Source organism: Aerophototrophica crusticola (assembly GCF_012913305.1).
GTDB classification, from domain to species: Bacteria; Pseudomonadota; Alphaproteobacteria; order Azospirillales; family Azospirillaceae; genus Niveispirillum; species Niveispirillum crusticola.
Genome location: NZ_CP051775.1, coordinates 2,467,380 through 2,482,777, shown reverse-complemented (window position 1 = coordinate 2,482,777; position 15,398 = coordinate 2,467,380). Strand labels below are relative to the sequence as shown.

Here is a 15,398-nt window from a genome sequence, read left to right as displayed (position 1 = left end):
CCCAGGGGAACCATGTCCTTTCCAGCAAGGCCCGCGCCGGTACTGACCACGCGGTCCACCGCCCTGTCCCTCGCCGCCCTGCTCCTGCTCGGCGCCTGCGCCACCCCGCCCGCCAAGCCGCCTGCCGCTGTCCAGGCGCCGGCGGAGGTGGCGAAGGCCCAAGCCGCCCTCCAGGCCGCGCCGCCGGCCGTCAAGGCCCTGAAGCGTAAGATCGCCATCGGTCGCTTCACCAATGAGACCCGCTACGGCAAGGCGCTGCTGACCGCGGACCAGATCGATCCCCTGGGGCGCCAGACCGGCGACATGCTCAGCGCCCGGCTGGTGGAGTCGGGCCGCTTCCTGGTGCTGGAACGCCCGGACCTTGCCGCCATCAAGGCCGAGCAGGCGCTGGCCGGCGGCCCCGCCAACATCGTCGGCACGGACACGCTGATCGTCGGCTCCTTGACGGAGTTCGGCCGCTCCACGGAAGGGCAGTCCGGCTTCCTCAGCAACACCAAGCGCCAGATCGCCCGCGCCAAGGTGGAGATCCGGCTGGTGGACGTGCGCACCGGCCTCGTCTTCTTCTCCGCTGCCGGCACCGGCGAGGCGGCGCTAGAGAAGGGCACGGTGATGGGCTTCGGCAGCCAGGCCGAGTATGACCAGACCCTGAACGACCGTGCCATCGGGGCCGCCATTTCCGACGTGCTGAACAGCCTGATCACCAAGATCGAGGAGCGGCCCTGGCGCAGCGACATCCTGAAGGCGGAACCCGGCCGTGTCTTCATCAGCGGCGGCGCCCGCCAGGGGCTGAAGCCCGGCGACCGGCTGGCCGTCATGAAGGCGGGGGAGAAAGTGCGCAGCGGCCAGAGCGGCTTCGACATCGAACTGCCGCCCACCCAGGTGGCCGAACTGGTGGTGGACAGCCTGTTCGGCGACAGCGAGACGAACGAGGGCTCCGTGGCCCGGGTCGTCTCCGGCACCGTCCCGGCCAACACGGCCGGGCTGTTCGTCGCCGAGGTGAAGTGAGACCCGCCATGAAGACCCGCACGCTCTCCCTGCTGGCCCTGCTCGCGCTCGCGGCCTGCACCTATCCCACCACCACGGTCCGCACCGTGGATACCCGCCCGCAACTCGCCTTCGCCAACGCCAGCCCCACCGCGGTGCTGCTGGTGAACGGCGTGTCCATGGGGCCGGTGTCCAGCTTCGATGGCAAGAACCGCACCCTGCAACTCGACCGCGGCACCCACAAGGTCGAGGTCCAGGACGGCGGTCGGTTGGTCTTCTCCCAGTCGGTCTACCTGGGCGACGACATGACCAAGACCATCACACTTCCCAACTGAACCCAGGCCGCGAGGACTGACATGCGTGCTCGAGTGTTGCTGCCCATCGCGGCGGCGTTGGCCCTTTCTGCCTGCGCGCAGGGGCCCGGGACCAAGTACAACTGGGGCGGATACTCCCAGGCTCTGTACGACTACCACAAGGACGCCACCGAACGGGCCGACTACATGGCCACCCTGGTGAAGATCGTCGAGAAGGACGGGCCGACCTCCAAGGTGCCGCCCGGGATCTTCGCCGAGCTGGGCTACCTGAAGCTGGCCGATGGCGACCAGCAGGGGGCCATCGCCCTGTTCGAGCGGGAAAAGGCGGCCTGGCCCGAATCCGGGACCCTGATGGACCGGGCCATCGCTGGCGCCAGGGAAGGCAAGCTGCCGCCCAAGCCGGGCCTTGTGCCGGCCAGCGCCCCCGCCGACTCCCCCTCCACCCCCGTGAGCTGAGGCCCCCATGCGTCTGTTCGCCCGCGCGGCCCTGGCCGCCATCGCCCTGCTGGGCCTGTCCGCCTGCGCCACCCCGCCGGAGGTGCAGAAGAAGGACTACACGGCCTTCAAGGCCAGCCATCCCCGCTCCATCCTGGTCGTGCCTGTCACCAACAAGAGCACCCAGGTGGACGCGCCGGACAACTTCTTGACCACGCTCCCGGTGCCCCTGGCCGAGCGCGGCTACTATGTCTTCCCCGTCCACATGGTGAAGCGCACCATGGAAGATGAGGGCCTAGGCGACGCCGACATGGTGCATGGCGCCGACGTGAAGCGCCTGGCCGCCCTGTTCGGGGCGGATGCCGTTCTCTACGCCAATATCGAGCGTTGGGAGTCGGCGTACGCCATCCTGGCCACGACCACGACCGTGGCCATCACCTACACGCTAAAATCCGGCAAAACCGGGGAAACGCTGTGGGAGGAGAAGGTCCAGACCACCTACAGCCCGCAGGCGCAGAGTTCCGGTGGCGGGTTGCTGGGCCAGTTGCTTGCCCAGGCGGTCGTGGCGGCCATGGAACGCGCCAGCCCCAGCTATCTCCCGCTTGCCTACCAAGCCAACGGCATCGCCCTGTACGGCCCCGGCAAGTACATCCCGAAGGGCCCGTACGACCCGGAACACACCAAAGATTACTGACCCTTCAGGGTCGGCACGCCAAGGGCGGCCCTGGGGCCGCCCTTTCCGTTTTCCGGCAACGGCGCGATCACCGCCCCCGCACGATCTCCACGCCCACGCTGGCGCATGCCTCGAACGCGTCCAGCTTTTCCAGGCGTAGGGTCACGGACAGGACCCGGGCGTCTTCCAACAGGGCGGCCGCGATGCGTTCGGCCAGGGTTTCCAGCAGGTTGACGTGGCCCTCGCCGACTATGGCGGTGACCAGGTTCAGGGCGTCCTCATAGGACACGACCTCGCCGATCTCGTCCCGCGCGCCGGGGCCGGGCAGGGTGACGGCCATGTCCAGGTTCACCCGCAAGCGCTGGTCGGCCTGCTTTTCCCGGTCATAGATGCCGACCCGGGCGGACAGCAGCAGGTCGCGCACGAAGATGCGCCCCGTCGGCGCTGGGGCCGGGACAGGCACGGGCTTGGCCGGCCGCTCCGCCCGGTGCAGGGGGATGGCCGGGGCCGAGGGGGCGGTGACGGCAGCGAACAGGTTCTTCATGGAGCGGGCATTTACCATCGGGCCCGGCCCTGGACAAGGTACGGTCCCCCGGACATTTCGGCGCCCTGGGATGCGTTTGCGGCCCCCGGGGCGCTGGCAGCCCTATCTGGGGGCCCGCGGCAGGCTCGGCCCCTCACCCCGTTGCAGCAGCAGGGCCAGGTACAGCAGGAAGGTCAACGCGGTGGGGGCGGAGATGGCGTTGTCCGTCAGGCTGAACACCGCCAGTACCAGGGCGCCGGTCCAGGCCATCACCCGGATGGGCTTGGGCTTGCCGCGGGTCTGGCCGCGCAGCAGCGCCACGAAGCCGGCCAGGAACAGGGTCAGGCCGATGAAGCCGCCATCCACCAGCAGCCGCAGGTACTCGTTGTGCGGGGCGCGGATGTTGCCGGGGATCTTGGCATCCAGCATGAAGATGATGCCGGTGCCCAGGCCGCGGCCGATGATGGGGGAGGGCTCCAGCACCTCGGCGCCCAGCTCCCAATAGACCAGCCGGCCCATGAAGTTCAGCGCCTCGCCCTCGTTGCCCGGCGCGCCGCCGCCCAGGAAGCGGGTGATCAGCGCGTCGGCGAAGATGATGGCGAACAGGCCGACGCACAGGCTGCCGCCGATCACCAGCACCAGCCGCCGCCCCACGCCCAGGGCGCTGAAGGGCAGGAACAGCAGCATGGAGAGGGAGTACATCATGGCCAGGGCCAACGGCATGCGGCCCAGGGTGGCCAGCATCACCGCCAGGTTCAGAGCGGCCAGCACCCAGAAGACCCGGCGCTTGTCCAGGATCGCCTCGTTCACCGCGGCGATGAAGCCGGTCAGGCAGAGCGACGCCAGATAGGCAGGGATGGAGCCGGCCTGCAGGCGCTGCACGTTGCTGATGGGGTCGAATTCCAGCATCCGCCCCAGCCCGGCCAACTGCTCCACCAATCCGCCGACAATGCTGATCAGGGGGATCAGGGCGATGGCCCAGATCAGCCGGTGCAGGTCATGGGTGCGGTAATAGAGGGAGAAGACGGCGAAGCCGGCCGCCAGGCCGAACAGCGACTTGACGATCTGGAACTTGGTCAGGGTGGGATAGGGGTTCGGGTTGACGAAGCTGTAGAAGGCGATGGCCACCAGGGCCCAGACGGGCCAGTTCACGGTGCGCTGGGTGCCGAACCGCAGGGCATAGGCGACCAGGATGCCCACATAGGCCAGCTTGTACCAGCTGGAGCCCTCCACCCCGCCGATGGCGTCCAGGTACTCTTCCGGCCGGATCGCCATCACGGCGGTCAGCAGCAGCAGGAACAGGTCCGGCCGGACCAGCCCGGCAAGGCCCAGCAGGCCCAGGGTCACCAGCCCGTACAGCAGCAGGATGTACATGGGCATGGCGGCCGCCAGCACCAGCAGCAGCCCCACCGCCAGGGTGGCGCCGGCCAGGCCGAGGATCTTGGCGGTCTGCCCCGGGGGGGCACGGTTGAACAGTTCCTGGCTACTCATATCGATATCGTCGCCCTTGGCCAACATACCCAGCACGGAAGGTGAAGAAACACGGGCGCCGATCCCACAGCCAACAAAACATTCGGGCTACTCTGACCCTTGCACATCGGCTGAGCCATTGCCCCTATTCGCCCCTACCCGGCTACATTCGTGTTCTGCAACTTGCGACCCAATCAAAACGAATACACCGGGAGCCCCATGTCCTTGCAGACTACGCAGCAGCGCGTGACCGACCTGGACGGTCTGCGCGGCTGGCTGGCCCTGTGGGTGGTGAACGCCCATGTGGTCCAGTTCGCCCTCCTGCGCGAGAGTTTCCCCGGCAACGCCCTGTTCGGCCTGTTGGGCAATGGCGAGCTGGCGGTGGCGGTCTTCGTCATCCTCAGCGGCTATGTCATCGGGCGGCAGCTCCGCGTGGCGCCAGAGCCCTATGACGTCTTTATCCTGCGCCGCTTCATGCGGCTGTATCCGGTGTTCCTGCTGTGCTTCGCGGCGGGCCTGGCGGTGTACTCCAACCTGCCCATGTTCGACGGGGTGAAGGAGAACCTGCCCGACCATGCCTGGCTGCATGTGCTGATGCTGCATGGCGCGGTGCCGGACACTTGGCTGCCCAGCAGCTCCACGGCCTTCCTGAAGCCGGGCTGGAGCGTGTCGCTGGAGTGGCAGTTCTACCTGATGGCCCCCTTCATCGCCCTGGGCCTGTCCCTGAAGCGCTGGCGCTGGGGCGTGCTGCTGGGCGGGGCCGGGCTGGCGCTGCTCACGGGTGCCCTGCCGCTGGAATGGTCGAAGCCCAGCTTCGTGCTGCTCTGCCTGCACCTGTTCCTGCTGGGCATGCTCAGCGACCGCTGGCTTTCGGCGGTTGAGCGGGGGCGGCTGCCAGGGGATGCGGCGGTGCGCTGGGCCATCGTCGTGGCCGCGGGTGGCGCCATCGCCCTGCGCGACCTGCCCATCGCCTGCTGGCTGGTCGCCATGCTGATGCTGCTCCCCGACACGGCCAGGGCCTGGGGGCCGGTGACGACCCTGTGGCAGGGGGCGATGCGCAACGGGCTGGCGCAGTATCTGGGCCGGATCAGCTACTCCCTCTATCTCTGCCACTACCTCGTGCTGGAGCTGGTGGCGTTCCTGTCGGCCAAGTATCTCGGCCTGGTGGGCCCGAAAGCCCTGCCGGTGCTCTATCTGGCTGCCCTCGCCTGCGTCCCCCTCTCCGACCTGCTGTTCCGGACGGTGGAGATGCCGGGCATCCGTCTGGGAAAGCGGCTCGCCGCCCAGCGCATGGCCGCCCCGGGCCCCACAGCGTTGTCGTGATGCCAAGCCCCCGGTGACCAGCCGGGGGCATCCCATCGTCATAGGGTCCGCCGGGATGTCGTCCCCCCTCGTCTCCGTCATCGTCCCCGCCTACAACGCCGCTCCCACCCTGCGGGAGACGCTGGAATCAGCCCTCGCCCAGACCTATGGGAACCTGGAAATCATCGTCGTGGACGATGGCAGCCGCGACGCCACGCCGGACATCGTGCGCGAGCTGGCGGCCCGGGACCCGCGGGTGCGGCTGATCCAGCAGCCCAACGGCGGCTGCCCCATCGCCCGCAACACCGCCCTGAACGCCGCGCGGGGGGAGTACGTGGCTTCCCTGGACGGGGACGACCTCTGGCAGCGGGACAAGATCGAGCTGCAGGTCAGGTCGCTGGAGGAGGCGGGGCCGTCCGCGGCCCTCTGCTATTGCTGGTCCTGGGCCATCGACAAGGAAAGCCGGGTGATCCCCAACGGGATCATCCATGCCTTCACCTTCGCCGACAACCCGTTCCCGCCCCTGGTCATGTACGGCTTCATCGGCAACGGCAGCACCATGCTGATGCGGCGGTCGGCCATGCTGGCGGTGGGCGGCTACGACACCAGCCTGCCCCATTATGATGAGGGGATGATGGCCCTGCGGCTGGCGGAGCGTTGGCGCTTCACCGTGGTGCCGCGCTTCCTGGTGGGCTACCGCATCCTGCCCACCAGCATGTCCCATCGTACGCATGAGACGGAGCAGTTCCACCGCGACCTGTTGGACCGGTTGCACGGGGAGCACCCGGAACTGCCCGCCTGGCTGTTCCGCCTGACCAAGGCCAAGTTCGAACTGTACGCCGCCAAGCGCGACCTGAAGGTGGGCCGCCATGGCAAGGGCATCCGCCGATTGCTGAAAGCCATCAGCATGGACCCGCTGCTGCCCCTCACCCTGCGGCCCAAGGGCATCGTCGCCCAGCTCGTCCGCGTGTCCGGCAAGGAGATGGCGGGCACGGTGCCGCCGCTGCCCTTCCTGGAGGCCGGCCCCACCCTGGACAAGGCTGGCCCGCCCGCCCTGCCGGGGCTGGAGATGCGCCGCCGCGCCCGGGTGGCGGTGCTCGCCGCCCGCCAGCCGGATGGACCCTTGCGGCCGGCGGGGCAGGGGGCGTGAGTTTCGAATTCGAAAGTGCGTTTTGGTGGGTCGGATCGGGGCTAGGCCGGCAATCCGAGGGCCCCAAGCCGACCCGCCAGGCGTCGGATTAGGCGGGCTGGCGCCCGCTGATCCGCCCTACGATGGCCAACCTTTTCCCCACCATAACCCCCCACACCACCAGCCCCACCAGGGCGACGCCGAGGCTGGCCGTCGCCACCCAGGCCAAGCCGAAGGGCAGGGCGGCGGCCACGGCGGCCAGCTTCAGCAGGGTCAGGGCGGCGTTGGCACGGACCGCCACACCGCCGCCACCCAGGGCACGCAGGGCGGCGATCAGCAGCCAGGCCACGCTGGTCACCAGGCCTGCCAGCGCCAACACGGGCAGGAACCCCGCCAGGGCCAGCCAGTCGGGCCCCAATGCCAGCCGCACCAGCGGTTCGGACAGCAGGGCCAAGCCAAGGAACAGGGGTGTCGCGGCCAGCAGCAGGCGGCGCAGGTCGCGGGCCAGCAGGGCGGTTGCCCCACCGGGCCGGGCGTGGGCCAGGTCGCGGAACACCAGCCCGCTCGCCACCCCACCCAGGGCGAAGACGGCGTTGTCCACCAGCCGCCGGCCCAGACCGTAGAGGCCCAGCGCCGCCGGCCCGGCAACGGCGCCGACCAGCAGCCGTTCGGCCTGGAGATGCAGGAAGCCGGTCAGCTTCATCCCCGCCCCGTCCGCGGCGGCGCGGGCCAGGACCGCGACCTCCCCCCGGTCCAGCCGGGGCCCGGGCAGGCGGAACAGCAGGGCCAACGCCGCCAGGTCCAGCCAGCGCAGCAGCACCTGGGCCGCCACCAGGGCCAGCGCCCCCTCTCCCCTCCAGGCCAGCCAGAGGGCTACCCCCCAGGCGGGCAGCGTCACCAACAGGCTCCGCAGGGCCAGGCGGCGGAACCGGCGCTGGCGGCGCGCCAGGCCGTCCAGCACGGCGCCGGGACCGGTCGCGGGCAGGGACAGGCCCGCGAGGAGGAGCAAGGGGAGGAGGGCCGGCAGACCCGCCGCCCCGGCCAGAGCCGGGGCCACCAGGGCGGTCAGGCCGGTGCCGGCCAGGCCGATGCCGGCGGTGGCCCAGAATCCGGTGGACAGGGTGCGGCGGGACAGGTGCCGCTGCCGCACCACCGCGTCGCTGACCCCGTCCAGCAGCAGGCCCTGCACCAACAGCAGGTACAGCAGGGCGAGGGTGGCGGTGCCGAACGCCTCCGGCCCCGCCAGCCGGGCGATAGCCAGCGCGCCGACGAGCTGCCCGGCCTGCTGCCCCCATTTGTCCAGGTAGGCCCAGGCCCTGGCGTCCGGGCGCCGTGCCATGTGTTCAGCCCAGGGCGGCGGGGACGTCGCGGCGGGACAGGCGGCGGCGGACGGCGCCGACCAGGTGGACCAGCTCCCCCTTCACCTGCGGGTGCACCAGCAGGGCGGCGCCGACCCAGGCCGCGCCGCAGGCACCGGCGCCGGCGACCAGGCGGACCCAGTCGCCATGCTGCGCCAACCCATAGGCCACCGGCAGCATGGCCACACCGCACAGGGCCGTCACCACCAGGCTGGGCCACATGGCGCCCCAGACTTCCGCCCGACGGTAGCCCAGCTTCATCTTGATGGGTTTCTGCATGACGTAGGCCTTCACCGCCGCGTCCACGATCAGCCCCGCCGCCAGCCAGGTCAGGGAAATCTGCGCGAGCCCGATGGTCAGGCAGAGCCGCAGCCCCTCCGCGACGGCCAAGCGGCGCATGAACACGTCCAGCGTGCCGCAGATGATGATGAACTGGATGCTCAGGTGGATGAAGGGCAGGAACACGCCGCTGGCCGCCAGGATACGGACCACGGGCACCGCCTCCGCCCACTTGTCGCCCAGGACCACATGCACCAGCGGCTCGGCGAACAGGGCCACGAACAGGAAGAAGGGCCAGGCCGCCACGCTGAGGAAGGCCAGCTTGGTCATGTAGAGGGGCTTCAGGTCCCGGCCCTCCCGCGCCGCCTTGCTGAGGGCCGGCAGGATGACGGGGGAGACGGCCTGGAGGATGATGCGGTCAAACATGCTGGTGATGGCCTGGCCGCGGGACAGCAGGCCCACGGCCGCATCACCCAGGAACTTGCCACCCACCACCATGGTGCTCATCAGGCCGAACTCATGCAGCAGCCCGATGCCGGTGATCAGCTTGCCGAAGTTGAACACCTCCCGCCATGCCTTCAGGGTCGGGCGGCGCAGGGGGTAGCGGCGCAGCACGCCCACGGCGAACAGGGTGGCGACGAACTGCTCCGCCGCGAGGCCCCAGGCCAGGGCCAGGAACCCGTACCCCATCCAGGCCAGCAGGATGGCGACGCCCACATTGGCCGCCGCCTTGAACAGGCCGACATAGAACAGGGTGTCGAACCGCATCTCCCGCTGCAGCATGGCCATGGCCGGCAGGCTGACGGGTTGCAGCACCAGGTTCAGGCCCAGGATGCCCACCACCATGGCCATCTGGTCGTCCCAGAAGTCGCCCCGGTAGAAGCCCACGGCCAGGTAGACGCCGATGCAGGTCAGCAGGGTGGCGATCAGGGAGATGCCCAGGACGGTGCCTTCGCGCTCCGGCGTCAGGTCCTTTTCCTGGATCAGGTAACGGGTCATGCCGAACTCGGCCAGGACCGTGATGAAGTGGATGATGGCCTGGCCGGTGGCGAAGACGCCGAAATCCTCCGGCGTCAGCAGCCGCGCCAGCACCACCAGCGAGATGGTGCGGAAGGCGAGCTGGCTGTATTTCTGCGCGAAGGAGAAGAAGAAGCTGCGGCGGATCATCAGGCCAGCGCCCCCGGCTGGCGGACAGGGGCCGCGGGGCCTGCCTTGTCACGGAAGCTGTCGGCCAGCCCCCGGTACCATTGCTCCCGCCACAGCAGCCAGAACCGCTTGCGCGAGGGCGGCAGGGGACGGGCCAGGGCGGCGGCGGTGCGATAGAAGGCCTGCCGCGCCACCACGGGCAACGGCACCCCGTCCAGCAACGGCCCGTCGGTGGGCACGCGGCTCGGGTCGAAGCGGCGGATGCCGCGGCCGTGGCGATAGGCCCGGCCCAGCATCCACTCCACGCTCATCTGTTCCGGGCGGATCATGTGGTGGACGATGGCGGACTCGGCGAACCACGCCTTGTAGCCCGCCCGCTCCAGCCGCATGTTGAACTCGGTCTCGCTGCCCATGGCATAGCCGGGGCTGCCGTCGGGGCCGACCTGGTCGTCGAAGCGGTGGCCCGCGGCGAAGGCCTCTGCCCGGATGGCCATGTTGGGGCCCCAGACCAGGTTGGCCGACACCGGGCCTTCCTTCTCCGCCGTGATGCTGTACAGCACGTTCAGCGGCACCTTGAACCCGGCCATCCAGGCCGGCGGGTCCTGCGGCCAGAAGGGGCGGATGCTGCCGCCGAAGACGGCATGGTCCGGGTGCGCGTCCGCCGCCTGGCGCAGGCGGCGCAGCCAGTCCGGCTCGGGCACCGCGTCGTCGTCGGTGAAGACGTACAGGTCCCCCTCGCCGTGGGGAAGGGCGCGGTTCAGGGCGCGGTTCTTGCCCGCACCCGTCTCCCGCAGCAGGGTCAGGGGCAGGCGCGGGACGAAGCTGGACAGGATCGACGGCGTGTCGTCGGTGCTGGCGTTGTCCACCACCACCAGCTTCCAGCCCCCGGGACCGTGCCGAGCCGCGTGTAGGCATCCAGGACCCGCGGCAGCGTGCGGGCCCCGTTGCGGGAAGAGAAGAAGACGGTGAGCATGCCCTTGGCGGTTCCCTTCGACCCCGGATCGACCGCGGGTAAACGCGGGACATGGCCCCGTCGGGCAGGGTCCCGATCGGGTAGGCCGGTCGGGGAAGCTTAAGAAGCGCCGGCACCCCCTGTCCCGGGGGCGTCAGGGGCAGTGCTTCAGGGGTTCCCCGATCTTTCCGCGGCGGGGCAGGCGGGGGTTGACCCTTTGTCGCGGCCGGGCCGTGCTGCGGGCTGGCAGGGGCTAGGCAAGTTGCGTAATCTTGGGGTACGGACGTAACCGGGACGGCGGGCAAGATGCGCTATGAACAGGATGTGGCGCAGCGGGCCACGGTGCTGCGGCACCTGGCGCGGAGCCTGTCCGCCAGCATCGCCGCCTTCGAGAAGCAGGTAGGCGTACCCCTGCGCACCTTCCCGGAATACAAGAAGGCCCGTGCCCAATACCTGGAACTCCAGGCCCTGATCTTCACCATCGGCGACAAGGCGGCGGAGGGGAAGGGGAGGGGCGCCCCCCAGGACCTGAAGCCTTGGCTGGTGCGCATGCGGCTGCGGGCCATCGCCGCCTTCACCAGGATCAGCCTGCAGTTCTTCCGCGACCCGCCGGACCTGCTGGTGCAGGCCCTGGGCGCCTTCGAGATCCTGCAGATGGAGCAGGAGGCGTTCCGCAGCGTCCTGAACGACTTCGACATGATGCTCATGGAGTCGGCCGTGGACGACAAGACCTCCATGGAGCTGGACCAGGTCCGCACCGACATGGAGGAGATCCTGCGCTGGCTGGACCTGCTGCTCCAGACCGCCCCGCCGCCGCTGACGACGTTCGAGGGGTGACGGGGGTGCCGCGTGGTGCCGGATGCGGCACCCGGGCATCGGGTCAGGACGTTCCAATCAAAAAGGGCGGGAGCCGTGGCCCCCGCCCTTGTCGGTCCCCGCAGGGAGCGCGGCCGGTCAACCGGCGCGCTTCAGCTTGCGGAAGGTGGCCCACAGCTCGCTGGCGTTCTTGTCCAGGTCGTACGCCCGGGTGGTGTTCGGATCGCGGCCCTGGCGCAGGCATTCCACCGTGAAGAAGTTCGTGTTGGCCGGGTCAAGGCCCAGCTCGGCGCAGGCGTTGTCGAAGGTGGACTGGAGTTCGGCGGGATTCATCATCTCTCACCAGTGTTGGGGTCGGCCGTTTCGCCTGACCCGTCGTTGTGGGCACTGCACCATTGCACCGGATCATGACCGGATTGTGAAGCCTTTGATCCAGAACAATGGCCCTCTCACGATAAGAACACGGCAATCGTGATTTTGTTGCAACTGCGAAGGCGTGGGCGCCCCTTTGCCCGGGCGCGCAAGCGCGTTACTTCTGTCGCCCGGACCCCTCCCCAACCCGCCCGGACCCGCCATGCACGTCCCCGCCGCCTTCGAGGAGCTGGACTCGGTCTTCGCCGATGCCTGGGCGCGGCTGGCGCGCGGGCGGCGGACAGGAAATCCGCCCTGCACACCATGACCGTGGCCAGCCTTCGGCAGGACGGGTCGCCCACGGCCCGGACGGTGGTGCTGCGGGGTGTGCAGCCGGCGGACCGCATCCTGAGGTTCCACACGGACCGGCGGGCGCCCAAGCTGGCAGGGCTGGCGGCGGAGCCCCGGGTGGGGCTGTTGCTCTATGACCCCGGCGCCCGGTTGCAGCTCCGCCTGGACGGGGTGGCGGAGGTGGTCGGGGAAGGGGGGCTGCCGGACCGGCTGTGGGACCGATCCCACCCCGGCAGCCGGGCCTGCTACCGCCAACCCGTCGCCCCCGGCGCGTCGGTGGACGGCCCCCGAGTCGCCATCCCCCCGGCCGGGGAGCCGGCCCATGGGCGGGAGAACTTCGCCATCGTCCAGGTGCGGGTCCACCGCCTGGATTGGCTGTTCCTGAACGCCGACGGCCACCGGCGCGCCTGTTTCGACTTCTCCCCGGCCGGCGAAGGCCCGTCACCGGAAGGACATGGCGGCCAAGGGATCGCGGCCGGCTGGACGGGACGCTGGGTCGCCCCCTGAGGCGATCCGAAGGGAAAGCCGTGTCTTCGCCGTCTGTGTCGCAGACCGGCGCGGGTGCGTGGCTTTACGTCGGCGGGGAAACCGGTCATGCTTCTACTTGCTGCAGGGCAGCACCATAAAGGCAGGACCGCCAGGGATGTGCCGGACCGACACAGGGACGCGCCATTGGCGGGCGTCCGGTCGGCCTTGGCCCACCGGCAAGTCCGCCCCCCAAGGCGCCGGGACCCACCGCCCGCGCCTTCCCGTCCCCTGCGACCTGCGTGATCCCCGACGGTACGGCACGGCCCGGGGTGCGGAATGGGATTATCGGCCCGACCGGGCTTGTCCGGCCTTTTCCTCGCCTCAATTCGTTAAGACATTGGGGAGATCATGGTCTTCCGACATCGGCGAGGGGCATGACGTGACCGTTGCTGAGGCGCCAGGGCCGTCCACCGGCCGGCGGGTGATCCCGCCGGGGGGGAACGGTCGGGCCTCCGGTCGGACTGCCCGGCAGGACGCCTGCCGCGCCCCATCGCCCTTGGCCTTTCGTCCGGCTTCCCGACGGGGCGGCCGGCATGCCCAAATCGGGGTCAGCCGGGATGCCTCGGGTCCCGGCCCCGCCGACAAACAGAATGTCGCCCACCGCGGGAGCATAAGCCGCGCCACGGGGTTCCTCTTTCAAGGGAGACCCGAAGGCCAGGGCGGGATCGTCGCCAAAACTTCCTTCCGTCCCCAACGCCGCCGGGACTGCCCCGACCGCCGCGTCCCGACGGCCGTCGATGACAGGTCCGCCTGAAGGAGAGCGCTGATGAGTCCGGTCACCGACCTGTTCGCCAGCTATGCCAATTCCTACGAAAGCCGCCGCGACACCGAGATGTCGCTGATGGACTACCTTGAGGGCTGCCGCGAGGACCCGATCCTCTATGCCACGGCGGCCGAGCGCCTGCTGGCGGCGATCGGCGAGCCCGAGGTGGTCGACACTGCCCGCGATGCGCGGCTGGCGCGCATCTTCATGAACCGCACGATCAAGGTCTACCCGGCCTTCTCCGAGTTCTTCGGAATGGAGGAGACCATCGAGCGGATCGTCGGCTACTTCCGCCATGCCGCCCAGGGGCTGGAGGAGCGGAAGCAGATCCTGTACCTGCTGGGCCCGGTGGGCGGCGGCAAGTCGTCGCTCGCCGAGCGGCTGAAGGCGCTGATGGAGGAAAGGCCCATCTATGTGCTGAAGGCCGGCGACCAGGTCAGCCCCGTGTTCGAGAGCCCCCTGGGCCTGTTCCACCCGGAGACCATGGGCGCCACGCTGGAGGACCGCTACGGCATCCCCCGCCGCCGCCTGACCGGCCTGATGAGCCCCTGGGCCCTGAAGCGGCTGGACGAGTTCGACGGCGACATCCGCAAGTTCAAGGTCGTCAAGCTGCGCCCGTCCCGCCTGCGCCAGATCGCCGTGTCCAAGACGGAGCCGGGCGACGAGAACAACCAGGACATCTCCAGCCTGGTCGGCAAGGTCGATATCCGCAAGCTGGAGCTGTACAGCCAGAACGACCCCGACGCCTACAGCTATTCCGGCGGCCTGAACCGGGCCAACCAGGGCATGCTCGAGTTCGTCGAGATGTTCAAGGCGCCCATCAAGATGCTGCACCCCCTGCTGACCGCCACGCAGGAAGGCAACTACATCGGCACGGAGAACATCGGCGCCCTGCCGTTCCAGGGCGTCATCATGGCCCACAGCAACGAGGCGGAGTGGCAGAGCTTCAAGAACAACAAGAACAACGAGGCCTTCATCGACCGCATCTGCGTGGTGAAGGTCCCGTACTGCCTGCGGGTGACCGAGGAGCAGAAGATCTATGAGAAGCTGATCCGCGGCTCCGAGCTGGCGGAGGCGCCCTGCGCCCCGGCGACCCTGGAGATGCTGGCCCGCTTCGCCGTGCTGTCCCGCCTGCGGGAGCACGGGAACAGCAACCTGTTCAGCAAGATGCGGGTCTATGACGGCGAGAGCCTGAAGGAGACGGACCCCAAGGCCAAGACCCTGCAGGAGTACAAGGACGCCGCCGGCGTGGATGAGGGGATGAACGGCATCTCCACCCGCTTCGCCTTCAAGGTCCTGGCCAGCACCTTCAACTATGACAACACCGAGGTCGGGGCCGACCCGGTGCACCTGATGTACATCCTGGAGCAGTCCATCCGCCGGGAGCAGTTCCCCGACGAGACGGAGAAGAAGTTCCTGGAGTTCATCAAGGCCGAGCTGGCGCCCCGCTACGCGGAGTTCATCGGCAACGAGATCCAGAAGGCCTATCTGGAAAGCTACCACGACTATGGCCAGAACCTGTTCGACCGCTATGTGGACTATGCGGACGCTTGGATCGAGGACCAGGACTTCAAGGACCCCGACACCGGCCAGCTGATGAACCGCGAGCTGCTGAACCAGGAGCTGACCAAGATCGAGAAGCCGGCGGGCATCGCCAACCCGAAGGACTTCCGCAACGAGGTGGTGAAGTTCGTGCTGCGCATGCGGGCCAGCAACGGCGGGCGCAACCCGTCCTGGACCAGCTACGAGAAGCTGCGCGACGTCATCGAGCGGCGGATGTTCAGCCAGGTGGAAGAACTGCTGCCCGTCATCAGCTTCGGCAGCAAGAAGGACAGCGACACCGAGAAGAAGCACAACGACTTCGTCCAGCGCATGGTCGCCCGCGGCTACACCGAGCGGCAGGTCCGCCGCCTGGTGGAATGGTACATGCGGGTGAAGCAGGCGGGGTGATTTTCGTAGGTCGGATTAGCGGCCGGGAGGCCGCGTAATCCGACGGCAGACGGGAGGGTGCGGGGCCGTCGGAT

15 protein-coding genes are annotated in these 15,398 nt (G+C 69.2%); 9 read left to right on the top strand and 6 right to left on the bottom strand.

Annotation, left to right across the window (positions count from 1 at the left end; translation table 11 throughout):
- Positions 1–12 precede the first annotated feature (12 nt).
- Genes HHL28_RS12165 through HHL28_RS12150 form a run of 4 tightly spaced genes read left to right on the top strand, consistent with a single transcriptional unit; the run spans position 13 to position 2,427 of the window.
- Complete coding sequence (locus tag HHL28_RS12165) at positions 13–1,005, top strand: CsgG/HfaB family protein (protein ID WP_075769725.1); 993 nt, start codon at positions 13–15, stop codon at positions 1,003–1,005.
- Between the two features lie 8 nt (positions 1,006–1,013).
- Positions 1,014–1,319, top strand: coding sequence for a hypothetical protein (locus HHL28_RS12160; RefSeq protein WP_075769726.1), 306 nt, complete (start codon positions 1,014–1,016; stop codon positions 1,317–1,319).
- Positions 1,320–1,340: 21 nt separating this feature from the next.
- Positions 1,341–1,754, top strand: a complete 414-nt coding sequence (locus tag HHL28_RS12155) for a DUF4810 domain-containing protein (RefSeq protein WP_083698886.1) — start codon at positions 1,341–1,343, stop codon at positions 1,752–1,754.
- A 7-nt stretch (positions 1,755–1,761) separates the two neighbouring features.
- Positions 1,762–2,427 (top strand): DUF799 domain-containing protein, encoded by a 666-nt coding sequence (locus HHL28_RS12150; RefSeq protein WP_075769728.1) that lies wholly within the window; start codon positions 1,762–1,764, stop codon positions 2,425–2,427.
- Between the two features lie 67 nt (positions 2,428–2,494).
- Here HHL28_RS12150 and folB read toward each other — a convergent pair whose 3' ends face one another.
- Both folB and HHL28_RS12140 read right to left on the bottom strand, forming a co-directional pair.
- Positions 2,495–2,950, bottom strand: a complete 456-nt coding sequence (folB, locus tag HHL28_RS12145) for a dihydroneopterin aldolase (protein ID WP_404325658.1) — start codon at positions 2,948–2,950, stop codon at positions 2,495–2,497.
- Positions 2,951–3,052: 102 nt separating this feature from the next.
- The gene (locus tag HHL28_RS12140) at positions 3,053–4,420 is read right to left on the bottom strand and encodes an O-antigen ligase family protein (protein WP_169655191.1); all 1,368 of its coding nucleotides are present in this window, start codon (positions 4,418–4,420) and stop codon (positions 3,053–3,055) included.
- Positions 4,421–4,618: 198 nt separating this feature from the next.
- Here HHL28_RS12140 and HHL28_RS12135 point away from each other — a divergent pair, with 198 nt between their 5' ends.
- On the top strand, positions 4,619–5,722 hold the full coding sequence (locus tag HHL28_RS12135) for an acyltransferase family protein (RefSeq protein ID WP_075769730.1): 1,104 nt from the start codon (positions 4,619–4,621) through the stop codon (positions 5,720–5,722).
- A gap of 55 nt (positions 5,723–5,777) precedes the next feature.
- Positions 5,778–6,851, top strand: coding sequence for a glycosyltransferase family 2 protein (locus tag HHL28_RS12130; protein ID WP_075769731.1), 1,074 nt, complete (start codon positions 5,778–5,780; stop codon positions 6,849–6,851).
- 88 nt (positions 6,852–6,939) lie between these two features.
- Here HHL28_RS12130 and HHL28_RS12125 read toward each other — a convergent pair whose 3' ends face one another.
- From HHL28_RS12125 to HHL28_RS12115, 3 genes are read right to left on the bottom strand one after another with little or no spacing between them, the layout of a single operon-like run.
- Complete coding sequence (locus HHL28_RS12125) at positions 6,940–8,169, bottom strand: oligosaccharide flippase family protein (protein ID WP_075769732.1); 1,230 nt, start codon at positions 8,167–8,169, stop codon at positions 6,940–6,942.
- Between the two features lie 4 nt (positions 8,170–8,173).
- Positions 8,174–9,634, bottom strand: a complete 1,461-nt coding sequence (locus HHL28_RS12120) for an oligosaccharide flippase family protein (protein WP_075769733.1) — start codon at positions 9,632–9,634, stop codon at positions 8,174–8,176.
- Complete coding sequence (locus HHL28_RS12115; RefSeq protein WP_169655189.1) at positions 9,634–10,482, bottom strand: glycosyltransferase; 849 nt, start codon at positions 10,480–10,482, stop codon at positions 9,634–9,636. Before HHL28_RS12115 ends, HHL28_RS12120 begins: the two co-directional genes overlap by 1 nt.
- A gap of 389 nt (positions 10,483–10,871) precedes the next feature.
- Between HHL28_RS12115 and HHL28_RS12110 the strand changes: the two genes are divergently transcribed.
- Complete coding sequence (locus HHL28_RS12110; RefSeq protein ID WP_075769735.1) at positions 10,872–11,402, top strand: hypothetical protein; 531 nt, start codon at positions 10,872–10,874, stop codon at positions 11,400–11,402.
- A gap of 117 nt (positions 11,403–11,519) precedes the next feature.
- Here HHL28_RS12110 and HHL28_RS12105 read toward each other — a convergent pair whose 3' ends face one another.
- Positions 11,520–11,717 carry a hypothetical protein gene (locus HHL28_RS12105; protein ID WP_075769736.1) on the bottom strand — a complete coding sequence of 66 codons (198 nt, stop codon included), beginning with the start codon at positions 11,715–11,717 and terminating at the stop codon, positions 11,520–11,522.
- A gap of 339 nt (positions 11,718–12,056) precedes the next feature.
- On the opposite strand from HHL28_RS12105, the gene HHL28_RS12100 reads away from it, so the two are divergent.
- Entirely contained in the window at positions 12,057–12,590 is a 534-nt protein-coding gene (locus tag HHL28_RS12100) for a pyridoxamine 5'-phosphate oxidase family protein (RefSeq protein WP_404325653.1), read from the top strand.
- Between the two features lie 787 nt (positions 12,591–13,377).
- The gene (locus tag HHL28_RS12095; RefSeq protein WP_075769738.1) at positions 13,378–15,324 is read left to right on the top strand and encodes a PrkA family serine protein kinase; all 1,947 of its coding nucleotides are present in this window, start codon (positions 13,378–13,380) and stop codon (positions 15,322–15,324) included.
- Positions 15,325–15,398: the final 74 nt, after the last annotated feature.